The following is a 23485-nucleotide window of genomic DNA, read 5'->3' as shown; positions in this document are numbered from 1 at the left end:
CCGATGCGACGCATCCTCACCCTGCTCGGCGCGCTCGCCGTGCTGATGGGCCTCATCTGGATGGGTCAGGGCAGCGGCTATTTTCCCTATCCCGCGTCCAGCTTCATGATCGACCAGAGCCCGTGGATCGCCTATGGCGCCGGCCTCGCCATTGTCGGCATGGTGCTGATCGCGATCGCGCGGCGCTCGGGGCGGTAGGTCGGTCGCAGTGACGGGAAGCGCGGCGTGCGGGGCCTCCTCTCCCTTGGTGGGAGAGGAAGCGATTTCGGCATCTTAGGCCGAAGGCGTAAGTGCCAGAAATCGCAGGTGAGGGGGAAACCAGGTGACCACCCCCTCTCTTGGAATTTTTAACACTTAGCTTTCAGCTAAGGTGTTGAAATTCCATTCTCCCCCACCAAGGGGGAGAAGAAGCCATCATCGCCTTACACCCCCTCCCCTTTAGGGGATAGGATACGAAACCACGAACTTGGCGAAAGCCACGTCCTGGGGTTTGTTAGTGAGGGGTGAGGAAACCCGCGTGATCACCCTCACCGCTCGCCCCTTGCCTTCCCCCTCCCCTTCATGGCAATAGGCGCCCTCTCCACTGCGGGCGCTCATAGCGCCCTGTTCATCTTCGGGCTCTGCCCGGCTTCACAACCGACAGACGACGAGGGAGCGCGGCGATGGCTCATGCGCTGGGGCTTGATTTCGGCACGACCAACACGGTGATGGCGCTTTCCGATAGCGTGGGGGCCGACAGCGCAGGCGCCGACCGTCCGGGGGCCACCCATTCGATCCGCTTTTCCTCGCCGGCGGGGACGAGCGACAGCATGCGCACGGCGCTGTCCTTCATGAAGGACCGCCAGCTTGGTGCCGGCGCGCTGAAGGTCGAGGCCGGACAGGCGGCAATCCGCGCCTTCATCGACAATCCGGGCGACTGCCGCTTCCTGCAGTCGATCAAGACCTTTGCCGCCTCGGCGCTGTTCCAGGGCACGCTGATCCATGCCCGGCGCTTCCAGTTCGAGGACCTGATGGAGGTCTTCCTCAGGCGCCTGGAAGCCTATGCCGGCGAGGGCTGGCCATCGGGGGCGAAACGCATCGTCGCCGGGCGCCCTGTGCATTTTGCCGGCGCGAGCCCCGATCCGCAGCTGGCGATCACCCGCTACAACGAGGCGCTTTCGCGCTTCGGCTTTCCCGAGATCCACTATGTCTACGAGCCGGTGGCGGCCGCCTTCTATTTCGCCCAGCACCTCAAGCAGGATGCGACCGTGCTGGTCGCCGACTTCGGCGGCGGCACCACCGACTATTCGCTGATCCGCTTCGAGACCAGCGCCGGCAAGCTATCCGCCACCCCGGTCGGCTATTCCGGCGTCGGCATTGCCGGCGACCAGTTCGACGCCCGCATCATCGAGCATCTGGTGGCGCCGGAAATCGGCAAGGGCAGCCAGTTCAAGAGCTTCGACAAGGTGCTCGACGTGCCGAGCAATTACTACACCTCGTTCTCGCGCTGGAACCAGCTCTCGGTGTTCAAGTCCTCGCGCGAATATGCCGACCTCAAATCGCTGGTGCGCCAGAGCCTCGAGCCGGACAAGCTCGAACTGTTCATCGATCTCGTCGAACATGACGAGGGCTATCCGCTCTACCAGGCGGTCTCAGCCACCAAGATGGCGCTGTCATCGGCCGACGAGGCGGAATTCCGCTTCGCGCCGCTCGGGCGGGCCGGGGAAAAGTCGGTGAAGCGCGCCGAATTCGAGGGCTGGATCGCCGAGGATCTGGCGCGCATCGAAGGGGCGCTCGACGAGGTTTTGACCACGACCAACACGCCGGGCACAATCGACAAGGTCTTCCTCACCGGCGGCACGTCGTTCGTTCCGGCCGTGCGCCGCATCTTCACCGACCGCTTCAACGCAAACCGCATCGAGACCGGCGGCGAACTCGTCTCGATCGCCCACGGCCTGGCGCTGATCGGCGAGCGTGACGACATAGCGCAATGGGTGGCATGAGACGAGATCGTCGCCATCCCTCCCAAACCCTCCCCACAAAGGGGAGGGCTTAACCCGCCGAGCGTGACATATCTCAGTCATCCCCGGTGACTATTGCCATCCGTGGCAACTATTGCTGAATCCCGGTGGCTAATTGCCGATCCCGGTGGCTGCTTCCAAAACCTGGCAGCGGGTCTTCTCCCCCCCTTGTAGGGAGATGGCCGGCAGGCCAGAGGGGGTTCTCTCCCCCCAGGTGGGGGAGAATGGAATTTCAACATCTTAGCGAAGCTAGGTGTTAGAAATTCCAAGAGAGGGAGTCGGTCGCCTCGTTTCCCCTTCACCTGCGATTTCTGACACTTGCGCCTTCGGCCCAAGATGCCGAAATCGCGTCCTCTCCCACCAGGGGAGAGGAGACCGCCGCATCCACCGGCCTGGCTTCGTCCCCTCATCCAGCCTGCGGGCCACCTTCTCCCCGACGGGGAGAAGCGGGTGCCCGCCGCGGCCCTTGCTGCCCCCTCGCATCCGTGGGAGCCGTCCGCCGCCACGCTTCCGGCCTCCTCGCCCCAGCGGGGAGAGGTCCGCCGAGCGTAGCGGAGGCGGGGTGAGGGGGAGCCCGGCGCGCCACGGCCGATGGGGCTGCGTTGCTCCGATTGCTCTCTCCCCTGCCCCGACCGCATGCACTGGCCCGGCTTCGCCCCCCTCATCCGGCCCTTCGGGCCACCTTCTCCCCGCTGGGGAGAAGAGGGTGTCCGCCGCGACGCTTCCGTCCACCCCGCAGGAAACAGTTTCCTTCCGCCGATCCCTGCACTAGAACGGGGACATGATCCTAGCCCGCGACATGACGCCCGCCGAACTGGCCGCCCTTCTGCATTTCCATGCGGATGCCGGCGTCGAATGGCTGGTGGAGGACGAGCCGGTCGACCGGGTCGCGGAATTTGCCGCCGAGCGCGCGGCGCGCAATGTCCGGGCACCGGCCGCCGTCGCCATGGCGCAAGCCCAGACCGTGCAGACGACCTCCGGCCGCACCCGGCCCGAGGCGCCGCCGCCGGTGCGAGGCCCCGCCCCGTCGGCCCTGCCGGCCATTCCCGACGAGCACGCCGTCACCGAGGCGCGCTTTGCCGCCGAAAGCGCCCGTTCGCTGGCCGAGCTGAAAACCGCGCTCGAGGGTTTCGCCGGCTGCAACCTGAAGACCAGCGCCCGCTCGACCATCTTTGCCGCCGGCGATCCGTCAAGCCGCATCATGGTGATCGGACCGATGCCGAGCGCCGACGACGACCGCGAGGGCGTCGCCTTTTCCGGCCGCGCCGGTCTCCTGCTCGACCGCATGCTGGGCGCCATCGGCCTCAAGCGCGAGGCGGTCCTGATCTCCACGGTGATCCCCTGGCGCCCGCCCGGCGACCGCGCCCCGTCCGTGCCCGAGGTGGCGATCTGCCGGCCGTTCATCGAGCGGCAGGTCGAACTGGCCGAGCCGAAGGCCGTGCTTTTGTTCGGCAACCTGACCGCCCGGTTCTTCTTCAACGAGACCGGCACGATCCACGCGCTGCGCGGCCAGTGGCGCGACATCGCCTGCGGCAATCATGCTGTTCCGGCAATCGCCACCCTGCATCCGCAGGAGCTGTTGACCGCGCCGGCCAGCAAGGCGCTCGCCTGGCGCGACCTGCAGGCCTTCGCCCACAGGCTCGCTGAGGGCTGAACGGCCCTTAGACGAAGTTCGTCCAAAAATTCGGCATTTGTGACATTCGTGCGACCGAACCATGCGTATTGCGCATGGCTGCAACGCGTCCGCGCGCGCTTGAATCGTTCATGCTGCACTGCGATATATTGAGTCGCTCATGGGGGGAGTCGCAAGACAAGGAACAAAGGTCATGACCGTTCGTGCCCGCCCCATGCACTGCAAGTTCGAGACGCTGCGCCTTGCCGCCGAGCCGCTGCGCAGCGGCCAGCCCTATCACCGCTTCGGCTCCGCCACCTGCGAACAACTGACCGCCCGGGTTTTTGCCCGCCGCGGCATGATCACGCGGCCGGCAACCATTTTCGCCGACTTCCGCGAGGCGTGACGCCGGCCCCGCGAGGGCTATCAGCCCTTGTGCGTCGCACAATGGAGGCGACGCCATAGCTCATCAAGCCGCTTCATACGTTCATCTTCTCGCCGTTTCCAGGCCATGTCGATAATGCAAAGGAAGACCACCATGACCACGATGTTCCATCCGCTCCGCAGCCTCAAGGCGGCCGTCAGCCAGATCGGAAGCGCCATCGATGCCTCGGAAGCCTATAGCCAGGCCGCTTCGGGACGCTCCAGGCGCACGGCGCGCGGCGAAAACGCCCTGGTCCGCCACATCCCGCTGTAACGGCTTACCGGGCGCAAGCGGCGGGACGGCTCAGCCGTCCACCTTCGCCAGCAATTGAACCGGGGCCTCGCGCGTCTCGGCGGGAGCCACCAGCCTCAAGGCATGGTCGAAGGCCTCGTCGATGATCGAGAACTTGATCGCCTGCCAGCCGCAATATTCTTCCAGCAGGTCGGCCATGAACCAGAGATGGGTCTTCTTGCCCTCGTCCTGCCATTGCAGCCCCCCGGCCTCGACGGCGCGGCGCAGCAGCCGTTGCAGATGGGTGCGCGACATCATGAAATGCTCAGCCATGGCGCGGGCATCGACCCGGCCGACGTCATAGCGCTCTGCCGCCGGATCGGTTGCCTCTATGCGCCGCACCAGTTCGTCCATCACCAGGCCGCCGGCCTCCGTCCACAGGAACATCGCCACGCGCGGCGGCGGTTCGCGCCAGCCGTCGTGCGCGAACGAGCGCCGGGCCGCTTGGGGCTGGATCAGCTTGAACAGTTCCGGGCGTGCCACCAGTGTCTCGGCCCGGCTTCCGCCGTCGACCCGATCGAGCGTCGCCAGATTGGCAAGGATCCAGCGCATCATCGCGGCCTGGGTCACTTCCGTCGCCTCGAAGCGGCGCGGCCGTCGCGTCGCCTCATCGGCAAGGCGGATGAAGCGATAGGAGAGAAGCTGGTCGAGGAAGTTGAGGACCGTGTTGCGGCTCGCGGCATTGGAGGCGGTAATCATGTCGCGCAGCCGCGACGCCGTCAGCCCCGATCCGGGCACGTCCGGATCATGTTCGATATGCAGCGCGAAGGCGCACTGGCTGAGCAGCCAGCGCTGGTGCGAGGAAAGCAGCCGCGCCAGACGCGGATTGCCGTCATATTCGCCCTGCAGGTCGCCCGCATAGACGCGCAGTGCCTCGCAAAAGGCGGGACTGGAGCGGAGATGGTCAGCCGAGAGCGCCAAGGCGTGCCCTCCCCTTCGCCTTGACGCATCGATCACGCATCAACCGTGGCCGGCTGTCGGCGCCCGGCCGCGCTGTGCGGTCCGGATGGGTCATTTCGCAGTCCAGGGTCATGAAATTCTACGTCGATCGGGTTGGGTTTGCTCTCGGCGGCGCCCGCTAGACTAGCCACAACCTTCCCCCTGTTTCAATCTTTATCGCCCTGACGCAAGAAAAGAAAAGCCGGAACGGTAAAACGGGACCGATCTTGTCGCCGCGGTCAGCCCTGCGGGGTCGCCGCCTTGCGCGCGGCGCGGCGCTCCAGGCCGAGCCGGTGTTCGCGGTAGATGATGAAGATCCCGGCCCCGACGACGATCGCCGCGCCGACCAGGGTGGTCAGGGTCGGCACCTCGTCGAACAACAGATAGGCGATGACCGAGCCGAGGATGATCGAGGTGTATTCGAACGGCGCCACGGTCGAGACGTCGGCATGGCGGTAACTCTCGGTCAACAGGATCTGGCCCAGCCCGCCGAAGAAACCGGCCAGCGCCATCAGCCCCAGCGCCTCCCAGCTCAGCACCTGCCAGCCGAAGAACCAGGTGACGGCCGAGAGCAGCGAGGCGGTGAGCGAGAAGAACAGGACGATGGTCGCAGTCTTTTCCTCCTGCACAAGCTGGCGCACCTGCAGCATGGCGGCCGCGCCGAGACCGGCCGAGACGAGCACGGCCAGCGCGCCGGTCGCCGCGGTCGAGCCGAAGCCCTGCTGGCTGAACAGCGTCAGCTTCGGCCAGGAAATGATCATCACCCCGATCAAGCCGACGAAGACCGCCGTCCAGCGATAGGCCCTGACCGTCTCGCCGAGAAAGAGGGCGGCAAAGACGACCGCCAGAAGCGGCATGGCATAGCCGATGGCGATCGCATCCGGCAGCGGCAGAAGCACCAGGCCGTAAAAGCCGACGCCCATGGCGGCGACGCCGATCAGGCCCCGCTTCAGGTGGCCCAACGGATTGCTGGTCTGGAAGGCGGACCGCAGTTCGCCGCGAAGCGCAAGATAGACCAGGATCGGCACGATGGCGAAGGCGGAGCGGTAGAAGGTAATCTGACCGGAGGGCATGCCGGAGCCCGCCAGCTTGATCGAGGCCTGCATGCCGACGAAGACGGTGACGGAGGCAATTTTCATCAATATGCCGCGAAGCGGATTTGTAGCGGCAACGGCCATCGGCGGAACTCGGTATCTGGGAGGCGGTGTCTGGGGGCGATGTCTGGGACGCGGGGAAGGGAGCGGAGGAAAGGAAGACGCCAGCGCTCGCGCGCTTGACAGAATCCTGTTTTGCCAGAGTGGCACTTCCAAGGCGCCCGGACAAGGCCATGTTGCGTAGGCAAACACTCAACCCCTGCCTGCAATATAGGCAATTGCACAAATAATGCCACCAGATACAACAAGCAAATCAGATTTATATACTTTTGGATTTATACATGATTAACCAATGTCAAGGATTATACTTCAAAGACCAATCCCTGTATTGCCTTCGCCCGCTCGGTCGTCTCTCGACCTCCGGACGCGCGATCAACTTGCCCGCGGTGAATCTCCGATGTCCGATCTCGCGCCGAAGCAGAAACCCGCCACCGTCGATGCGGCCACGCCGCGCTCCATGCGCGTCGTCACCGAGGGGATCGGCGTCGATCTCGAGCGGTTCAGCGCCGACAATACCCATGTCGTCCGGCAGATCCGGCTGCTTGCCATCAATGCGCTGATCGAGGCGGCGCGCGCAGGCGAGACCGGCAAAGGTTTTGCGGTCGTGGCCCACGAGGTGCAGCGCCTAGCCCAGGGTGCCGCCGAAATCGCCGCCCGTTTCCAGGAAAACGTGCTTGGCCGCATCGGGCTGGGCCGGGAGATGGCCGACGCCTTGGTCGGCGAGATGGAAGGCGTGCGGCTGACCGACCTTGCCCAGACGCTGGTGCAATTCATCGTCCGCAACCTGTTCGAGCGCACCGCCGATGTGCGCTGGTGGGCGACCGATCCGGCGCTCTGGCAGGCGCTTGGCGATCCGACCGCCGAGCGCCTCGCCTATGCCGCAGAGCGGCTCGGCGTGATCAACCGCTTCTATTCCGTCTATCTCGACCTGGTGATGACCGATTCGAGCGGCCGCGTCGTCGCCTCCGCCAATCCACGCTTCCAACGCGGCCTGAAAGACCGCAACCTTGCCGGCGATCCGTGGTTTGTCGCCGCAAAGAACTGCGCGAGCGGCGACGACTATATCGTCGACGAGGTCAAGCCCAGCTCGCTGCACGACAACCGCGACGTGCTGGTCTATGCCACCGGCATCCGCGAGGGCGGCCAGACCGACGGCCGGCTGGTCGGGACGCTCGGCGTCTATTTCGACTGGCAGGCGCAGGGCCAGGCGATCGTCGAGAAGGAGGCCAATCTGCCGCCGCAAGTGGCGGAGAAGACGGAAGTCCTGCTGCTGGACGGAGCGCTGCGGGTGATCGCCTCCAGCAACCCGGCGCGACGCTACACCCATTTCGCGCTCGCCAACCCGGATCAGGCCATGCGCGGCAGCTATTACGACCATTCCGGCTCGATCGTCGCCTTTGCCAGGACGCTCGGCTACGAGGATTATGACGGGCTCGGCTGGTACGGCGTCATCATCCAGCAGACCGAAAACGAAGATGCCATCCGCGCCCGGCTCGGCATCCGGTAGGCGCTTTGAACAAGGCTTCGGCAGGCGCGAAGTCGCTGCCACATGTCTTGGTTATTACTGCCAAGCGCGAGCACATATCCAGCAATGCGAATAGAATTGCTCAGGTCCGCGCCCTCGACAGAGACGGTTTATTTCTAGGCTTTTTAACAATCGTTCAGAAATGTGTGTCAGTATCTGCGACGAAATCACATCCTTGCAGGCGCATGTTCGGTTATCATGATCACGCAAGGCGGCTCACGGACGAGATCAGGATAGACAATGCGAACAGACACCGGCCGGATCATCCATCTGGCAGACTACCGCCCCACCGACTTCGTCCTGGAACGCGTGGATCTCACCTTCGAACTCGATCCGACCGAGACCAAGGTTGAGGCGCGTCTGATCTTCCACCGCCGCGAAGGTGCCGACCCCAATGCCCCGCTGGTGCTCGATGGGGACGAGCTGAAGATGACCGGCCTGCTGTTCGACCAGATCGAGCTTGCGCCCGAGCGTTATACCGAGACGCCCGACAGCCTGACGATCCGCGACCTGCCGGCAAGCGTCCCCTTCGAGATCACCATCACCACGCTGATCAATCCGGAGGCCAATACCCAGTTGATGGGCCTCTATCGCTCGAACGGCATCTACTGCACCCAGTGCGAGGCGGAAGGCTTCCGCCGCATCACTTTCTTCCCCGACCGCCCGGACGTGCTCGCCGTCTATACGGTCAACATCATCGCCGACAAGGCCGCCAACCCGCTGCTTTTATCCAACGGCAACTTCCTCGGCGGCGCCGGCTATGGCGAAGGCAAGCATTTCGCCGCCTGGTTCGACCCGCATCCGAAGCCGTCCTATCTGTTTGCCCTGGTCGCCGGCGATCTCGGCGTGGTCGAGGATACCTTCGTCACCATGTCGGAGCGCGAGGTGGCGCTGAAGATCTATGTCGAGCATGGCAAGGAGGCCCGCGCGGCCTATGCCATGGACGCGCTGAAGCGCTCGATGAAATGGGACCAGGAAGTGTTCGGCCGCGAATACGATCTCGACATCTTCATGATCGTCGCCGTCTCCGACTTCAACATGGGGGCGATGGAGAACAAGGGTCTCAACATCTTCAACGACAAATATGTGCTGGCCGACCCGGAGACCGCAACCGACCAGGACTATGCCAATATCGAGGCGATCATCGCCCACGAGTACTTCCACAACTGGACCGGCAACCGCATCACCTGCCGCGACTGGTTCCAGCTGTGCCTGAAGGAAGGCCTGACCGTCTATCGCGACCACGAATTCTCCGCCGACCAGCGCTCGCGCGCCGTCAAGCGAATCGCCGAGGTCCGGCACCTGCGCTCGGAGCAGTTCCCCGAGGATTCAGGTCCGCTCGCTCATCCGGTGCGTCCGACAAAGTATCGCGAAATCAACAATTTCTACACGACGACCGTCTACGAGAAGGGCTCGGAAGTCACCCGCATGATCGCGACCATTCTTGGTCGCGACGGGTTCAAGAAGGGCATGGACCTCTATTTCGAGCGCCATGACGGCGACGCCGCCACCGTCGAGGACTTCGTCAAGTGCTTCGAGGATGCGAGCGGTCGCGATCTCACCCAGTTCTCGCTCTGGTACCACCAGGCCGGCACGCCGCAGATCACCGTCTCGTCGTCCTACGACGCGAGCGCCAAGACCTTTTCGCTTTCGCTTGAGCAGATGGTTCCCGCGACCCCCGGCCAGACGGCCAAGGAGCCCATGCACATTCCGCTGAAGTTTACGCTGATCGGCGAAAACGGCGCGGAAGCACAACCGAGCGCGGTGAGCGGCGGCGAGGTCACCGGCGACGTCCTGCACCTCACCGAACGCAGCCAGACCTTCGTGTTCGCCGGCATCGGCGCGCGGCCGGTCGTTTCGCTCAACCGTGGCTTCTCCGCACCGGTGAACCTGCACTTTTCCCAGACCACCGACGACCTCGCCCATATTGCCCGCCATGACAGCGATCTCTTCGCCCGCTGGCAGGCGATCACCGATCTGGCCCTTCCCAACCTCACCGCCGCCGCCAAGGCAGCTGCGGGTGGCAAGCCGGTCGAATGCGACGCCTCGCTTTGCGATGCGCTGCTGGCGATTGCCTCGGACGACAGTCTCGAGCCGGCCTTCCGCGCCCAGGCTCTGGCGCTGCCGAGCGAATCCGACATTGCCCGCGAGCTCGGCGCCAACAACGACCCGGACGCCATCCACCAGGGTCGTCAGGCGATCCTGTCCGCGATCGCCACGGCCGGCGCTTCCACGTTCCGCAGCCTTTATGACGGGCTTGCCGCATCGACCCCGTTCAGCCCCGATGCCGCCGGTGCCGGTCGTCGAGCGCTGCGCAATGCCGCCCTCAGCTTCCTGGCGCTCAGCGACAACAGTCCGGCCGGCGCGGCGGAAGCCTATGCCAAGGCCGACAACATGACGGACCTGTCGCAGGCGCTGACCGTGCTCGCCCATCGCTTCCCGGATGCGACCGAGACCCATGCCGCGCTTTCATCCTTCGAGAGCCGTTTCGCCGCCAATGCGCTGGTGCTCGACAAGTGGTTCTCGATCCAGGCGACCATTCCGGGCGAAGGCGCACTCGACCGCGTGATGCGCCTGATGCAGAACCCGCATTTCACCGCGTCCAACCCGAACCGGGTGCGCGCGCTGATCGGCACTTTTGCCTTTGCCAACCCGACCGGCTTCAACCGGCCGGACGGCAAGGCCTATCACTTCTTCGCCGAAGAGATCCTGGCGATCGACAAGCGCAATCCGCAGCTTGCCGCCCGCCTGTTGACGGCCCTGCGCTCCTGGCGCCTGCTCGAGCCGGTGCGCGCCGATCAGGCCCGCGAGGCGCTGATGACCATCGAACGCGCGCCGTCGCTGTCGTCCGACGTCGCCGACATCGTCGAGCGGATGTTGAAGGGCTGACTTTTCTAAAATCACGTCCGGAATCGATGCTCACCGGTTCCGGACGCCATGCCACACCCCGGCAAGCCCATGCGTCGAGCGAGGTTCTCCGGCGGACGCGGCGTCAGCCGGAGCGCGACCCTCCGGCCCGGGGCGACCCGGCATCGCGCTCACGCGGCGGGCTCGGCTGTCCGACGTCCCGGTCTTCGACCGCTTCCTCGTCTTCGACCGTGTCGTCTTCGCTCCTATCCTCTTCCCCGTCCGGATTGTCGATATACCACTGCGCATCGAGCTCGGCGCTGTTGAGTAGATCCTCGTAGCACAGCGTCATTTCCCGATCGTCCGGGCTCCAGAAGGCATTGGCCTCGCCGCATTCGGTCGCCGTCAGCTTGATCCCGTCCTTGAGCTTGTAGCTGCCGGAAAAAGCCGCGGCGACCATTTCCATGACGCCCGCCGTCTTGATCAGCTCGCGGAAATGGGCGAGCCGCGGGTCCCTGGTCGGTGCATAGGTGATCTTGAACGCGGTCTTGTCGCCCTTGGCCGCCTCGTGCGGTCCGAGCACCTTTTCCCAGCTTCGCAGCAGGCTCTGGTATTCTACAAGGCATTCCTCGAAGCGGTAGTCGGGGTATTCGATGGATTGGGCGAAGTCGTGGAACCGTTTCTTGTCCTTGCCGACCATCAGGCACACGGTCGAATAGGCGCGCTGCTCGTCGAGACCGTGGCTGTCCCAGAACGCCATGTCCTCCTCGTCTTCCTTGGCGCCGGCAGTGAGGAACCAGACATTGGCCCAATCCTCGACCACGCTGTTGAAATCCTCGTCTTCCGCTTCCAACAGGAGCAGGACCGCCAACGCATCGACCGCGTCCTCCTCCTTGCCCAGTACGGGAAGCGAAAATTCCGAAATGAGCATGTGGCCCGCCTCGTGAAAGACGGTGGCGATGGCGTTGTTGAGGGCAAACTGGTCGGCTTCCGCGGCCTGTTCCGCGGTGATCTCGCCATAGAGTTCCGGCGGCTTCGGCTCGACGGCGAGGACGGGCCGAGCGCCCAGCAGCAAGGCCAGGACGGCAAGGGCCGTCGCGGCCCGCGACGGTGACCGGCGAAGTGGTGTCGAACCCATGTCGGAAACTCTCCTTCGGGCCCTGCCCGCATTGATCGGCGGCCCTATCGATAGGCGACGGAGGGGGATGTTTTCAATCAGATTCAAGCGTTTGGCACGGACTGCACAAAAAAAGCCGATTCGGATTAAGGGCTTAAGATTTTGTTCACCAAACCCGTCTGGACAAGGCGAATCACGGATGATTCATTGAGTCAGATTCGGGCGAGCGGCGGTTCGGATCACGCGAGGGATCGAGGCAGGGACAATGTCGAACGTGCGGCGGGCAACCGCAGCCGATGAGCGGTTGCGACTCAATTTTGCAGTCATTGTGGCATTTTTCAACCGCCTGCGCGATCGCATCGCGGGCATGAACAATCCCGACAAGGGGCCGTCCCGGTGGATCGAGACCGCATTGCGCCGGTCGATCCCGGTGCTCATCCTTGCCTTCCTGTGCGTCGTGGCGCTGGCGCGACTGGCCGGCATGATCAACGAGCACGGCCGCCTGGAAGACAATGTGCGCCAGACCACGGCGCTGGTCGCCACCACCGCGAGGGCCGCCCTTCTCGGGCATGAAGCGCTGTTTGTCACCGCCGACCGCGCGGCGGCGCAAGCCGCCCTGCAGGCCCTGCTGCCGAATGAACGCCTGGTGGGCCAGGCCTTCGTGCTGATGGTCGATCCGTCGGGCCGCATCTTCGCCTCGTCTTCGGCCGGTGCCGGCTATGTCGGCCTGCCGCTCGCCAATCTGCTGCCGCAGGTCGCCACGATCCACCGCTTCGCCGAGGGCGGCGGCATCGAGACCGACATTGGCGGAGAACGCCATTTCGCCGTGCTGACCCCGATCGGCACCGATGGCGCGCTCCTGCTCACCGCCCATTCGCTGCAGCCGGGCATGGCCTTCTTCCGCAGCGAGATCGCCCTCAACGTCACGCTGTTCGCCGGCATATCGCTGATCCTCAGCGTCATTCTCTACGCTTATTTCCAGCAGGTGAAGCGCGCCCGCGACGCCGACGAGATCTTCCTCGAAAGCAATATGCGGGTCGAGGCGGCCCTGTCGCGCGGCCGCTGCGGCCTTTGGGATTTCGACCTCGCCAACCGCAAGCTGTTCTGGTCGCGCTCGATGTACGAAATGCTGGGGCTTCCGCCGTCGAGCGAGGTGATGGCCTTTGCCGATGCGGCGCGTCTGATGCATCCGGACGACGGCAATCTCTTTGCGCTCGCCCGCGCCGTCGGCCGCGGCAAGTCGAAGCAGATCGACCAGATTTTCCGTATGCGCCATGCCCAGGGCCATTATGTCTGGATGCGGGCCCGCGCCCAGGTCATCTGCTCCCACAACGGCTGCATGCACGTCATCGGCATCGCCATGGACGTCACCGAGCAGCATCGCCTCGCCCAGCGCTATGCCGAGGCCGACCAGCGCCTTGCCGACGCGATCGAGTGCACGTCGGAAGCCTTCGTGCTGTGGGACAAGAACGACCGCCTGGTCATGTGCAACGGCCATTTCCAGCACGTCTACGGCCTGCCGGACAGCATCCTCGTGCCCGGTACCGAGCGCGCCGTGGTTCAGGCCGCCGCCCAGCGGCCGATCATCCAGCGCCGCGTCGCCGATCCCGACCAGAGCGGCTCGTCGCGCACCACCGAGGTGCAGCTCGCCGACGAACGCTGGCTGCAGATCAACGAGCGTCGCACCCGCGACGGAGGCCTCGTCTCCGTCGGCACCGACATCACCCTCTTGAAGCGCCACCAGGAGCGCCTGCGCGAACAGGAACGCCGGCTGATGGCCAATATCGGCGACCTCTCCTCGTCGCAGAGGAAGCTGGAGCTTCAGAAGGCCGCACTTTCGGTCGCCAATGCCAATTACCAGGCGGAGAAGGAGCGCGCCGAGGCCGCCAACAAGGCGAAATCGGAATTCCTCGCCAATATGAGCCACGAACTGCGCACGCCGCTCAATGCCATTCTCGGCTTCTCCGAGATCTTGCTCGCCGGCATGTTCGGGCCGATCGGCTCGCCGAAATATTCCGAATATGCCCGCGACATCCACGAGAGCGGCAAGCACCTGCTCAACGTCATCAACGATATTCTCGACATGTCGAAAATCGAGGCGGGGCAGATGAAGCTTCGCTGCGAGAATATCGACCTCGACGCGCTGATCGAAGAAAGCCTGCGCCTGACCGCCATTCCCGCCGAGGAGAAGAATGTCCGCATCGAACAGCGCATCACGTCCGGGCTTTCCATGACCGCCGACCGGCGCTCGATGAAACAGATCCTGCTCAACATCCTGTCGAATGCCGTCAAGTTCACCGAGCCGGGCGGGCGGGTCGCCGTTCGCGCCCGCAAGATCGGCGATCAGTTGGCGATCACCATCGCCGATACCGGCATCGGCATTCCCAAGTCAGCGCTTGGCAAGATCGGCCAGCCCTTCGAGCAGGTGCAGAGCCAGTATGCCAAGAGCAATGGCGGCTCGGGCCTTGGCCTTGCCATCTCCCGCTCGCTGGTCAACCTGCATGGCGGCAACCTTCGGATCCGCTCCTGCGAGGGCAAGGGGACCGTGGTTTCGGTCCGCATCCCGGACGTCCTGGTGATCGAGACGGCCCGCAAGCGGGCGTGAGAATAGAGCGGGATTGCCCAGGATGCGTCCCGACACCGTTCAGGCCCTGCCCCTCGGGCGGGCAAAGTCTGGAACCTTGAAGCGCCTTCGATAGGCGCCGGGCGTCAGGCCCGTCAGACGCTTGAAGAGCCGGCGAAAGAAGGCCGGTTCCTCATAACCGACCTGCCAACTGATCTCGTCCACCGGAGCCTCGGTCCGTTCCAGCCGGCGTTTGGCATCCTCCACCCTCAGTCGCTGCACATAGGCAAGCGGCGCGAGGCCCGTGGCAGTGGTGAAACGCCGCTTGAAGGTGCGTTCCGACAGACCGGTCAGCCGGACCATCTCGCCGAGGGGATCGACGACCGAGAAATGCGTGGCGAGCCAATCCTGCGCGACACTGATCACCTGGTCGCCATGATCCATTCGCCCCGCAAAGACCATATAGGGCGCAAGTCCGTCCTGGTGCCATTGCAGGGCGAAGAAGCGTGCGACCGCCTGGGCAGCCGTCGCTCCGGCATGGCGGCCGATCAGGTAGAGCGCCAGGTCGTGCCACGTCATGGAAGCACCCGAGGTAATCAGTTCATCCCGCTCGCCGGCCACGACCAGCACCTTCTCCGGATGTACGCGCACCTCGGGGAACGCGGCAGAGAAGGCCTTGGCGTAGTCGAAATGCACCGTGGCATCGACGCCGTCGAAGAGCCCGGTCTCTGCCAGCAGGAATAAGCCGGAGCAGGCCGAGCACAAGAGCGCCCCGCGGCGATGCATGGCGCGCAGCCATTCGACCAGTTCCGGGTGTCGCCCCTTCGCCCAGCCGCCGGGGCCCACGACGACGGAGGGCACGATGACGATATCCGTGGTGGCAAGCTCGGCAATGCTGCGCTGGACGGTGATCGGCACGCGGCTCGCAAGTTGCAGCGGGCCTGTTTGGAGGCCGACGATCTCGACCCGGAACGGCGGTGCCTGGTCCGGAGCACGTCCCGGTGTCGGCAGGATGGCGAAGGCGCTCATCACGTCGAACATGCCGGTAAGCGTCGATATCCCGGCCTCCGGATTGGCGACAAGGCTCACATGCAGCGGCGCATATCCCGTCTGGTCAGGCTCAACCGGCATCTCCCCTCCTCCCGGATGCTGAGCGGCAAAGATAACCCGGATGGCCTTACCGTGCCATCGGGGCAAATCCGTTTCGCCCGTATCCTCATGGCGCAAACGACCCGATTGTGGACAATCCCGCTCTCCCGTCTCCCCGCGCCGCCTGCGATCCTCAGCCTCGGATCCCCGCAGGTTTCAAGGAATGGAGAGAAGAAATGGACCACATCCACAAGAAAGCAATCGACCCGGCCAAGCTCGATGCCGTCATCGGCCGCGCGGTCGCCGATCTCTCGGCCGGCTATGGCGGCGTGATGGTCAGCCTCGGCAACCGTCTCGGCCTCTACAAGGCGCTGGCCGAGACCGGCCCGCTCACCTCGCGCGAGCTGGCAAGCCGCACGGGCTGCGCCGAGCGCTATGTGCGCGAATGGCTGGGCTCGCAGGTCGCCGGCGCCTATGCCACCTACCATGCCATCAGCGACACCTACGAGCTGACGCCGGAACAGGCCTTCGTGTTCGCCAACGAGGAAAGCCCCGTCTTCATTCCCAATGCCTGGGCGATCCCCGCCTCGATGTGGGCGGACGAGATGAAGGCGGTCGAGGCCTTTCGCACCGGCAAGGGCATTCCCTGGGGCGATCATGACGGGCGTCTGCAATGCGGCATCGCCGCCTTCTACGGCAATGCCTACAAGGCGAGCCTGGTGCCGGAATGGCTGCCGGCGCTGACCGGCGTGGTCGACAAGCTGAAGGCCGGCGCGCTGGTCGCCGATATCGGCTGCGGCTATGGCCATTCGACCGTGCAGATGGCCGAGGCCTTCCCCGCCTCGACCTTCCGCGGCTTCGACACCCATGGCGAATCCGTCATCGCGGCCCGCAAGGTCGCCGCCGAGGCGGGCGTTGCCAACCGCGTCTCCTTCGAGACCGCAAGCGCGAGCACCTATCCCGGCACCGGCTACGACCTGATCTGCTTTTTCGATTGCCTGCACGACATGGGCGATCCGATCGCAGCGGCGGAACACGCCGCGAAGGCGATAGCACCCGACGGAACCGTGATGCTGGTCGAACCCTTCGCCAATGACCGGGTCGAGGACAATGTCTCGCCGATCGCGCGGATGTATTATGCCGCCTCGACGACGATCTGCTGCGCCCATGCGATCTCCGACGGCGGCCGACTGGTGCTCGGCGCGCAGGCCGGCGAGGCTCGCCTCGCCGACGTTTTCCGCAAGGCCGGCTTCACCCGCTTCCGCCGCGCGCTTGCAACGCCGTTCAACCTGGTGCTGGAGGCGAAGCTGTAGGACGCAGCCCGGACAGAGACCTGCCTTCCTGGCCCCAGTTCCATCGCCCTGGCGATGCGCCCGGTCCCGGCCCCGCCGCTATCTCCCCGACATGCGGCAGGTCCGGGACCGGGCAGGAGCGTCCTGCGCTCATTGCAAGGACGAAGCCGCTTTCAAGATCGTCTCCGATACGAAGGGCACGGACGATCTGCCGTCCGCGTCTCCGCCCCGCCCCCCTACCCCTTCACCACGCCTTGAAACACCTTGCGCACCGCCTTCGACAACCTTTTCACCTCAGCCTCCAGCGCCTTCAGGTCCGGGCTGTCGCCGGCACGGCAGACGAGGTCGACGAGGCCGGCCGGAACCGTTGCGGGATCGAACCCGCCGTCGACGCAAAGCCGGATCACCTGCGACAGCTCGGTATAAAGCCTCAACGCCACCAGGCAGAGATCGAGGTCGTTCGGATCCATCAGGTCGGCACCGAGCCGCTTCAGCGCTTCGGCTGTCGATAGCCCGTCCACCTCGGCGGCGACGCCGCGCCCGCGGGCGATCAGCGCCAGATGCTGGGCGATGAATTCGATGTCGATCAGCCCGCCGGGAATGAGCTTCAGGTCCCAGATGTCCTTCGGAGGCTTCTCCTTGTCGATCATCGCCCGCATTTCGGCGACGTCGGCGGCGGTCTTGGCCTCCTCGCGCGGCTTGGCGAGCACGGCCGAAATCACCGCCCGGGTGGCGTCCTTCAGTTCCTCGTCACCGGCAATTAAGCGGGCACGGGTGAGCGCCATGTGCTCCCAGGTCCAGGCCTCCTCGAACTGGTATTTCTCAAAGGCTCTGAGCCGGGTCGCCACCGGCCCCTTGTTGCCGGAGGGACGAAGCCGCATGTCGACCTCGTAGAGCACGCCCTCCGCCGTCGGCGCCGAGAGCGCCGCGATCAGCCGCTGGGTGAGCCGCGTATAGTAGCGCACCGGATCGAGCGGTTTTGCCCCGTCGGACTCGCCCGCCTCGTCGGCATGCTCGTAGAGCAGGATCAGGTCGACGTCGGAGCCGGCGGTGAGTTCGAAGGAACCCAGCTTGCCCATGCCGGCCAGCGCCACCTTGCCGCCGGCAATCCTGCCGTGCACGGTTTCCATCTCGGCGACCACGGCCTTGAGCGCCTCCTCGATGATCAGGCCGGCAAGGTCGGTAAAGGCATGACCGGCCTGCGCGCCGCCGATCGTGCCGGTCAGAAGCCTAATGCCGATCAGGAAGCGCTGCTCGGCGGCGAAGATGCGCAACCGGTCGAGGATTTCCTCGTAATGGCGGCTGCCCTGGAGGAACGAGGCCAGCCGCTTCGCCAGATAATCGCGCGTCGGCAGTTCGACCATCAGGCCCGGATCGAGCATGCCGTCGAAGACATGCGGCCGCCGGGCAATGATCTCGGCCAGACGCGGCGCGGACGACATGATGTTGACGATCAGGTCGAGCAGGGCCGGATTGCTGGTCAGCAGCGAAAACAGCTGGATGCCGGCCGGCAGGCCCGAAATGAAGCTGTCGAAGCGCAGCAGCGCCTCGTTGGCCCGCCGGCTCTCGCCAAACGTCTTCAGGAGCTGCGGCGTGAGTTCCGTCAGCCGCTCGCGGGCTTCGACCGATTGCGTGGCGCGATAGCGGCCATAATGCCAGGTGCGGATGACGCGGGAAATGTCCTCAGGCCGCTCGAAGCCCAGCCCCTTCAACGTCTTCAGCGTATCGGGATCGTCCTTCTGGCCGGTGAAGACCAGGTTGCCCGAGGCCGAGGACAGGACCTCCTCCTGCTCGAACAGCCGCGCATAGCGCTTCTCCACCGTCTTCAGCACGCTTTCCAGCCGGGCGGAAAAGCTCGTCGTGTCGCCAAAGCCTGCCATATAGGCAATGCGGCGAAGCTCGGTCTCTGTTTCAGGCAGGAGATGGGTCTGCTCGTCATGCACCATCTGGATGCGGTGCTCGATATCGCGCAGGAACCAGTAGGCCTCGATCAGTTCGTCGCGGGTGGCGGCGTCGATCCAGCGGGCGGCGGTAAGCGCATGCAGCGCGGCTTCGGTCGGTCTCAGCCGCAGGTCCGGCATCCGCCCGCCGGCGATCAACTGCTGGGTCTGCGCGAAGAACTCGATCTCGCGGATGCCGCCGCGGCCGAGCTTGACATTGTGCCCCTTCACCGCGATCGCGCCGTGCCCCTTGTGCACGTGGATCTGCCGCTTGATCGAATGAATGTCGGCGATCGCCGCATAATCGAGATATTTGCGGAAGACGAAGGGCACGAGTTCGCGCAGGAAATTCTGCCCCGCCTTCAGGTCGCCGCCCACGGGCCGCGCCTTGATATAGGCGGCGCGCTCCCAGTTCTGCCCCCTGCCCTCGTAGTAGAGCAACGCCGCCTCGACCGGTACGGCGAGCGGCGTCGAGCCCGGATCGGGACGCAGCCTCAGGTCGGTGCGGAAGACATAGCCGTCACCGGTGCGGTCCTGCAGGATGCGCACGAGCCGCCGCATCATTCGGCCATAGGTTTCCGTCGCATCCTCGGGCGAGACAAGAATGCCGGCTTCCGCCTCGAAGAAGACGACGAGGTCGATGTCGGAGGAATAGTTGAGCTCGCAAGCGCCGAGCTTGCCCATGCCGAGCACGATCAGCCCGCTGCCGAGCGAGGGCGCCTGCCGGTCGACGAGTTTGAGCTTGCCCGTGTCTTCGCCGACGATCAGCAGGTGATCGATCGCGGATGCGACGCAGGCGTCCGCCATCGCCGACAGCCATCGCGTCGTGTCGCGGGCGGTAAAGATACGGGCGAGATCGGCGAGCGCGGTGATGAAGGAGAGCTTGCGCTTGGCGGTCCTCAGCCGCGTCATCACCTGCGCTTCCGTGGCGACCGCCACACCGTCTTCGCCGCGCCAGGCATTGCGGGCATCGGCGACCAGGCTTTCCAGCAGCGGTTCGAGCGGTTCTTCCAGCGCCAGCGCCAGCGTCGCCGGGTCGAGCATGGCCATGTCGCGCAGATAGGGCGAAAGAGACAGCGCCGAGGTCACGAAGGCCCTGAGCGGTCCATCACGGGCCAGCAGTTCGGCGATCGCCGGCTGCTGCTTGGCGGCATCTTTCAGCAGAGAGACAACCGATTTCTGTTCCGTCTGGTTGAGCGGACGGATCACCCCGTCCGCGACCTCGGCCAGCCTTTTCGTCGTCGTCTCGTTCATCGCCAGCCTCCCCGCACGCGCCGTCTGCAAGATCGTTCTTAGCGAATCTCGCCGCCCGTTGGAAAGTTAGGCCTTATGCCCGGCAAAGGCCATGCTCGCGATCAGCGTCCGATCCGCCATGCCCTGCGTCAATTTGTTTGTTGAAGAACAAACTCATATTTCGGTAGGTCTATACAAACAGAGCGCGGAGTGCGCGTCCGTCAAGGTGGCGACGTCCTTTCGCCAGTTGGGAATGATACGCATTTGCATTGTCATCTGGTGCGGAACCCGCTCCGCAATGCCGAAACGCCGTGGAGAACACAATGACGACAGCATCGCTTTCCTATCCGCTGGCCATGGCGCGCCCCGGCGAGAAAGTCAGGATCGTCGGGCTCGGCGGCGGACGAAACCTCGACCGCCGCCTGAGCGACCTTGGCCTCGCCGTCGGCAGCGCCATCCGCGTGGTGCAAAACCAGATGACCGGGCCGATGATCGTCGCCGTGCATGAAAGCCGGGTCGGGCTCGGCATGGGCATGGCGCAGAAGATGACCGTCGAACCCCTGGGCGAGTGACCATCATGACCCTGCTCAACGAACTGCCGATCGGCGCGACTGCCCGTGTCACCGGTTATAGCGACCGGAATGACCCGTCACGGCGCCGCCTTTTGTCGATGGGTCTCACGCCGGGCGCCGTCGTCACCGTCACGCGGCGGGCGCCGCTCGGCGATCCGGTGGAACTGACGCTGCGCGGCACGGCGCTTTGCCTGCGTCGCGAAGAGGCGCGGATCGTCACCGTCGAGCCGCTCACTGAAACCCTTCCCGCCTAGCCCCTGGGCTCCCCGCACCAACATCGCGGAAGCAAACGATGAAACAGATCACCGTCGCCGTCGTCGGCAATCCCAATTGCGGCAAGACCACTCTTTTCAATGCGCTCACCGGCTCGCGCCAGAAGGTCGGCAACTGGCCGGGCGTAACGGTGGAGAAGAAGACCGGCACCATGCTGCTCGACGGCGTGCCGGCGACGCTGGTCGATCTGCCCGGCACCTATTCGCTCGGCTCGCTCGAAACCTCGCTCGACGAGCGCATTGCCCTCGATTACGCCGTCTCCGGCGCCGCCGACGTCCTGGTCAATATCGTCGACGCCTCCAATCTGGAGCGCCATCTTTTCCTGACGACCCAGCTTCTCGAAATGCGCGTACCGATGCTGGTCGTCCTCAACATGATGGACGTCGCCCGACAGAACGGGGTCGAGATCGACATCGACGCGCTGGCCGCCCATCTGGGCTGTCCGGTCGTGCCGGTCATCGCCGCCAAGGGCACCGGCCTTGACGCCATGAAACGCGCCATTGCCGAGGTCGCCGCATCGCGGGCCGTGCCGCATGCCTTCTGCCGCTATGACGTGGCGGTCGAAAGGACGATCGAAAGCTTCATCGACCGGATGCCGGAAAACGCCGCCGACAGACGCTGGCAGTTGGTGCAGATCTTCGACGGCGACCGCAGCCGGCTTGCCGCCCTGCCCCCGGCCCTCGTCGCCGACATCGACGCCGCCATGGCCGCGCTGGAGGACGAATGCGGCGAGGATCTCGACATCCTGATCGCCGACCGCCGCTATGCCTTCGCCGGCAAGGCAGTCGCCGCTTCCGTCGAGCGCCCGCGCGAGGCCTCGCAATCGCTGACCGACCGCATCGACCGGATCGTGCTGCACCGCGTGCTCGGCATCCCGATCTTCCTTGCCGTCATGTATCTGATGTTCATGTGGACCATCAATGTCGGCTCGGCCTTCATCGACTTCTTCGACCTTGGCGTCGGCGCGGTCCTGGTCGACGGGCTCGGCCATGCCATGCGTTCGGCCGGTTCGCCGGAATGGCTGGCGGTCCTGGTCGCCGACGGCATCGGCGGCGGCATCCAGACGGTCGCCACCTTCATTCCGGTCATCGCCTTCCTCTACATCTTCCTGTCCATCCTCGAGGACAGTGGTTACCTCGCCCGCGCCGCCTTCGTCATGGACCGCTTCATGCGCATGGCCGGGCTGCCGGGCAAGGCCTTCGTGCCGCTGATCGTCGGCTTCGGCTGCAATGTGCCGGCGATCATGGGCACCCGCACGCTGGACAATGACAGCGACCGCAAGACGGCGATCATGATGGCGCCCTTCATGTCCTGCGGTGCGCGGCTTCCCGTCTATGCGCTGTTTGCCGCCGCCTTCTTCCCGACCAACGGCCAGAACCTCGTCTTCGGCCTCTATATCACCGGCATCGCGGTTGCGATCATGACCGGCTACATCATGAAGATGACGATCACCCGGGGTCATGTCTCGCCGCTGGTGATGGAACTGCCGCCCTATCACCTGCCGACCTTCCGAAATGTCGCGCTCCACACCTGGGAGCGGCTGAAAGGTTTCGTCCTGCGCGCCGGGCGCGTCATCGTGCTGATGGTCGCCTTCCTTTCCATCCTCAACGCCATGGATACGAGCGGCAATTTCGGACATGCTGAGAGCGATTCCTCGATCCTCGCCTTCGCCAGTCGCACCGCTGCTCCCGTCTTTGCCCCTATGGGCCTCGACGAACGCAACTGGCCGGCGATCGTCGGCATCGTCACCGGCGTCTTCGCCAAGGAAGCCGTCGTCGGCACGCTCGATTCCCTCTACGGCGCCCTGGCAAGGGATGCCGCGAGCGAGGCCCTGGAAGAGCCCCGCACGACGCTCGAGATCATCGAGAGCGGCCTCAGAGACGCCGTCGCCTCCGTTCCCGCCAATCTTGCGGATCTCGCCGGAAAGATCACCGATCCGCTCGGCCTCTCCATCGGCGACGTCACCTCGCCCGATGCCGCAGCCGCCGAGCTGGCGGTCGAGCGGGCGACCTTCGCCGAGATGCAGGCGCGCTTTGCGGGCAGCGCCGGCGCCTTCGCCTACATGCTGTTCATCCTGCTCTATACACCGTGCGTCGCGGCAACCGGCGCGATCTACCGCGAGGCCGGCGCGCGCTGGATGACGGCCGCCCTCGCCTGGACGACCGGCATCGCCTATGGCGCCTCGATCATGGCCTACCAGATTGCGACCTTTTCCGAGGCACCGGCGCACGCGGCCGGCTGGATCGCCGGCGTGCTCGCCGCTTTCGCCCTCACCATCGTCGCCTTGAGGCACAATTCGGCGCGACACCACCGCTCGATCGCGTTGGCAAAGGCGGGAGGCCGCTGATGGCAAGCCTGATCGAACTGCGCAATATCCTGCGCCGCGATGAGCGCGCCTCCCTGCTCAGCCTTTCCTTGGAAAGCCACAGCGAACTCGGCGCGGTCGAGGCCATGATGCGGGTTTGGGAACAGAAGGGCCGCGTGCGGCGCTCAGCTCCGGCGGCAGACGCCTGCGGCGGATGCGGCGGATGCACGAAAGGTTGTCCGCCCGCCCAGATCGTCTTCGAATGGCTCGGAGATTGAGGGAGCCGGATCAAGGGCGCGACGCCGTCTC

18 protein-coding genes are annotated in these 23485 nt (G+C 65.0%); 13 read left to right on the top strand and 5 right to left on the bottom strand.

Going from position 1 to position 23485, the window contains the following annotated elements:
- The first annotated feature begins 3 nt into the window (after positions 1 to 3).
- The 5 genes from DYZ14_RS05980 (at position 4) to DYZ14_RS05960 (ending at position 4309) form a co-directional block, all read left to right on the top strand.
- Positions 4 to 198 (top strand): hypothetical protein, encoded by a 195-nt coding sequence (locus tag DYZ14_RS05980; protein WP_154720164.1) that lies wholly within the window; start codon positions 4 to 6, stop codon positions 196 to 198.
- A gap of 464 nt (positions 199 to 662) precedes the next feature.
- Positions 663 to 1982, top strand: a complete 1320-nt coding sequence (locus tag DYZ14_RS05975; RefSeq protein ID WP_154719856.1) for an Hsp70 family protein — start codon at positions 663 to 665, stop codon at positions 1980 to 1982.
- A gap of 799 nt (positions 1983 to 2781) precedes the next feature.
- The gene (locus DYZ14_RS05970; protein WP_154719855.1) at positions 2782 to 3654 is read left to right on the top strand and encodes a uracil-DNA glycosylase; all 873 of its coding nucleotides are present in this window, start codon (positions 2782 to 2784) and stop codon (positions 3652 to 3654) included.
- A 172-nt stretch (positions 3655 to 3826) separates the two neighbouring features.
- Positions 3827 to 4018: a hypothetical protein gene (locus DYZ14_RS05965; protein ID WP_154719854.1), complete on the top strand. Its 192-nt coding sequence runs from the start codon at positions 3827 to 3829 to the stop codon at positions 4016 to 4018.
- Positions 4019 to 4150: 132 nt separating this feature from the next.
- The gene (locus tag DYZ14_RS05960; RefSeq protein ID WP_154719853.1) at positions 4151 to 4309 is read left to right on the top strand and encodes a hypothetical protein; all 159 of its coding nucleotides are present in this window, start codon (positions 4151 to 4153) and stop codon (positions 4307 to 4309) included.
- Positions 4310 to 4339: 30 nt separating this feature from the next.
- On the opposite strand, the gene DYZ14_RS05955 is transcribed toward DYZ14_RS05960, so the two are convergent.
- Positions 4340 to 5248, bottom strand: coding sequence for a hypothetical protein (locus DYZ14_RS05955; protein WP_154719852.1), 909 nt, complete (start codon positions 5246 to 5248; stop codon positions 4340 to 4342).
- A 257-nt stretch (positions 5249 to 5505) separates the two neighbouring features.
- Positions 5506 to 6444 (bottom strand): DMT family transporter, encoded by a 939-nt coding sequence (locus DYZ14_RS05950; RefSeq protein WP_154719851.1) that lies wholly within the window; start codon positions 6442 to 6444, stop codon positions 5506 to 5508.
- Between the two features lie 373 nt (positions 6445 to 6817).
- Between DYZ14_RS05950 and DYZ14_RS24555 the strand changes: the two genes are divergently transcribed.
- Together DYZ14_RS24555 and pepN are read left to right on the top strand one after the other, a co-directional pair.
- On the top strand, positions 6818 to 7927 hold the full coding sequence (locus DYZ14_RS24555; RefSeq protein WP_154719850.1) for a methyl-accepting chemotaxis protein: 1110 nt from the start codon (positions 6818 to 6820) through the stop codon (positions 7925 to 7927).
- A 258-nt stretch (positions 7928 to 8185) separates the two neighbouring features.
- Positions 8186 to 10834: an aminopeptidase N gene (pepN, locus tag DYZ14_RS05940; RefSeq protein ID WP_154719849.1), complete on the top strand. Its 2649-nt coding sequence runs from the start codon at positions 8186 to 8188 to the stop codon at positions 10832 to 10834.
- A gap of 103 nt (positions 10835 to 10937) precedes the next feature.
- Here the strand turns inward: pepN and DYZ14_RS05935 are convergent, their stop codons facing one another.
- Positions 10938 to 11930, bottom strand: a complete 993-nt coding sequence (locus DYZ14_RS05935) for a DUF4344 domain-containing metallopeptidase (protein ID WP_154719848.1) — start codon at positions 11928 to 11930, stop codon at positions 10938 to 10940.
- 244 nt (positions 11931 to 12174) lie between these two features.
- Here DYZ14_RS05935 and DYZ14_RS05930 point away from each other — a divergent pair, with 244 nt between their 5' ends.
- The gene (locus DYZ14_RS05930) at positions 12175 to 14514 is read left to right on the top strand and encodes a PAS domain-containing sensor histidine kinase (protein ID WP_154719847.1); all 2340 of its coding nucleotides are present in this window, start codon (positions 12175 to 12177) and stop codon (positions 14512 to 14514) included.
- A 39-nt stretch (positions 14515 to 14553) separates the two neighbouring features.
- Here the strand turns inward: DYZ14_RS05930 and DYZ14_RS05925 are convergent, their stop codons facing one another.
- Positions 14554 to 15603 (bottom strand): GlxA family transcriptional regulator, encoded by a 1050-nt coding sequence (locus DYZ14_RS05925; RefSeq protein WP_154719846.1) that lies wholly within the window; start codon positions 15601 to 15603, stop codon positions 14554 to 14556.
- A 194-nt stretch (positions 15604 to 15797) separates the two neighbouring features.
- On the opposite strand from DYZ14_RS05925, the gene DYZ14_RS05920 reads away from it, so the two are divergent.
- Positions 15798 to 16874: a class I SAM-dependent methyltransferase gene (locus DYZ14_RS05920; RefSeq protein WP_154719845.1), complete on the top strand. Its 1077-nt coding sequence runs from the start codon at positions 15798 to 15800 to the stop codon at positions 16872 to 16874.
- Between the two features lie 215 nt (positions 16875 to 17089).
- Here the strand turns inward: DYZ14_RS05920 and DYZ14_RS05915 are convergent, their stop codons facing one another.
- On the bottom strand, positions 17090 to 20053 hold the full coding sequence (locus tag DYZ14_RS05915; protein WP_195949867.1) for a bifunctional [glutamine synthetase] adenylyltransferase/[glutamine synthetase]-adenylyl-L-tyrosine phosphorylase: 2964 nt from the start codon (positions 20051 to 20053) through the stop codon (positions 17090 to 17092).
- Between the two features lie 296 nt (positions 20054 to 20349).
- On the opposite strand from DYZ14_RS05915, the gene DYZ14_RS05910 reads away from it, so the two are divergent.
- Genes DYZ14_RS05910 through DYZ14_RS05895 form a run of 4 tightly spaced genes read left to right on the top strand, consistent with a single transcriptional unit; the run spans position 20350 to position 23454 of the window.
- On the top strand, positions 20350 to 20598 hold the full coding sequence (locus DYZ14_RS05910; RefSeq protein WP_154719843.1) for a FeoA family protein: 249 nt from the start codon (positions 20350 to 20352) through the stop codon (positions 20596 to 20598).
- A gap of 5 nt (positions 20599 to 20603) precedes the next feature.
- Positions 20604 to 20852, top strand: coding sequence for a FeoA family protein (locus tag DYZ14_RS05905; RefSeq protein WP_154719842.1), 249 nt, complete (start codon positions 20604 to 20606; stop codon positions 20850 to 20852).
- Between the two features lie 38 nt (positions 20853 to 20890).
- On the top strand, positions 20891 to 23218 hold the full coding sequence (feoB, locus tag DYZ14_RS05900; RefSeq protein WP_154719841.1) for a Fe(2+) transporter permease subunit FeoB: 2328 nt from the start codon (positions 20891 to 20893) through the stop codon (positions 23216 to 23218).
- On the top strand, positions 23218 to 23454 hold the full coding sequence (locus DYZ14_RS05895; protein WP_154719840.1) for a FeoC-like transcriptional regulator: 237 nt from the start codon (positions 23218 to 23220) through the stop codon (positions 23452 to 23454). The genes feoB and DYZ14_RS05895 overlap by 1 nt, the downstream gene beginning before the upstream one ends.
- The last annotated feature ends 31 nt before the right edge of the window (positions 23455 to 23485 follow it).

Source organism: Ciceribacter sp. T2.26MG-112.2 (assembly GCF_900492205.1).
GTDB lineage: Bacteria > Pseudomonadota > Alphaproteobacteria > Rhizobiales > Rhizobiaceae > Allorhizobium > Allorhizobium naphthalenivorans_A.
The sequence above is the reverse complement of the archived record's forward strand: the minus strand, read 5'-3'. Positions and strand labels throughout refer to the sequence as shown.

Bases quoted from the DNA above. Each gene is read 5' to 3' on its own strand.
- DYZ14_RS05980 (WP_154720164.1), top strand. From the start codon at position 4: ATGCGACGCATCCTCACCCTGCTCGGCGCGCTCGCCGTGCTGATGGGC.
- DYZ14_RS05975 (WP_154719856.1), top strand. From the start codon at position 663: ATGGCTCATGCGCTGGGGCTTGATTTCGGCACGACCAACACGGTGATG.
- DYZ14_RS05970 (WP_154719855.1), top strand. From the start codon at position 2,782: ATGATCCTAGCCCGCGACATGACGCCCGCCGAACTGGCCGCCCTTCTG.
- DYZ14_RS05965 (WP_154719854.1), top strand. From the start codon at position 3,827: ATGACCGTTCGTGCCCGCCCCATGCACTGCAAGTTCGAGACGCTGCGC.
- DYZ14_RS05960 (WP_154719853.1), top strand. From the start codon at position 4,151: ATGACCACGATGTTCCATCCGCTCCGCAGCCTCAAGGCGGCCGTCAGC.
- DYZ14_RS05950 (WP_154719851.1), bottom strand. From the start codon at position 6,444: ATGGCCGTTGCCGCTACAAATCCGCTTCGCGGCATATTGATGAAAATT.
- DYZ14_RS24555 (WP_154719850.1), top strand. From the start codon at position 6,818: ATGTCCGATCTCGCGCCGAAGCAGAAACCCGCCACCGTCGATGCGGCC.
- pepN (WP_154719849.1), top strand. From the start codon at position 8,186: ATGCGAACAGACACCGGCCGGATCATCCATCTGGCAGACTACCGCCCC.
- DYZ14_RS05935 (WP_154719848.1), bottom strand. From the start codon at position 11,930: ATGGGTTCGACACCACTTCGCCGGTCACCGTCGCGGGCCGCGACGGCC.
- DYZ14_RS05930 (WP_154719847.1), top strand. From the start codon at position 12,175: ATGTCGAACGTGCGGCGGGCAACCGCAGCCGATGAGCGGTTGCGACTC.
- DYZ14_RS05925 (WP_154719846.1), bottom strand. From the start codon at position 15,603: ATGCCGGTTGAGCCTGACCAGACGGGATATGCGCCGCTGCATGTGAGC.
- DYZ14_RS05920 (WP_154719845.1), top strand. From the start codon at position 15,798: ATGGACCACATCCACAAGAAAGCAATCGACCCGGCCAAGCTCGATGCC.
- DYZ14_RS05910 (WP_154719843.1), top strand. From the start codon at position 20,350: ATGACGACAGCATCGCTTTCCTATCCGCTGGCCATGGCGCGCCCCGGC.
- DYZ14_RS05905 (WP_154719842.1), top strand. From the start codon at position 20,604: ATGACCCTGCTCAACGAACTGCCGATCGGCGCGACTGCCCGTGTCACC.
- feoB (WP_154719841.1), top strand. From the start codon at position 20,891: ATGAAACAGATCACCGTCGCCGTCGTCGGCAATCCCAATTGCGGCAAG.
- DYZ14_RS05895 (WP_154719840.1), top strand. From the start codon at position 23,218: ATGGCAAGCCTGATCGAACTGCGCAATATCCTGCGCCGCGATGAGCGC.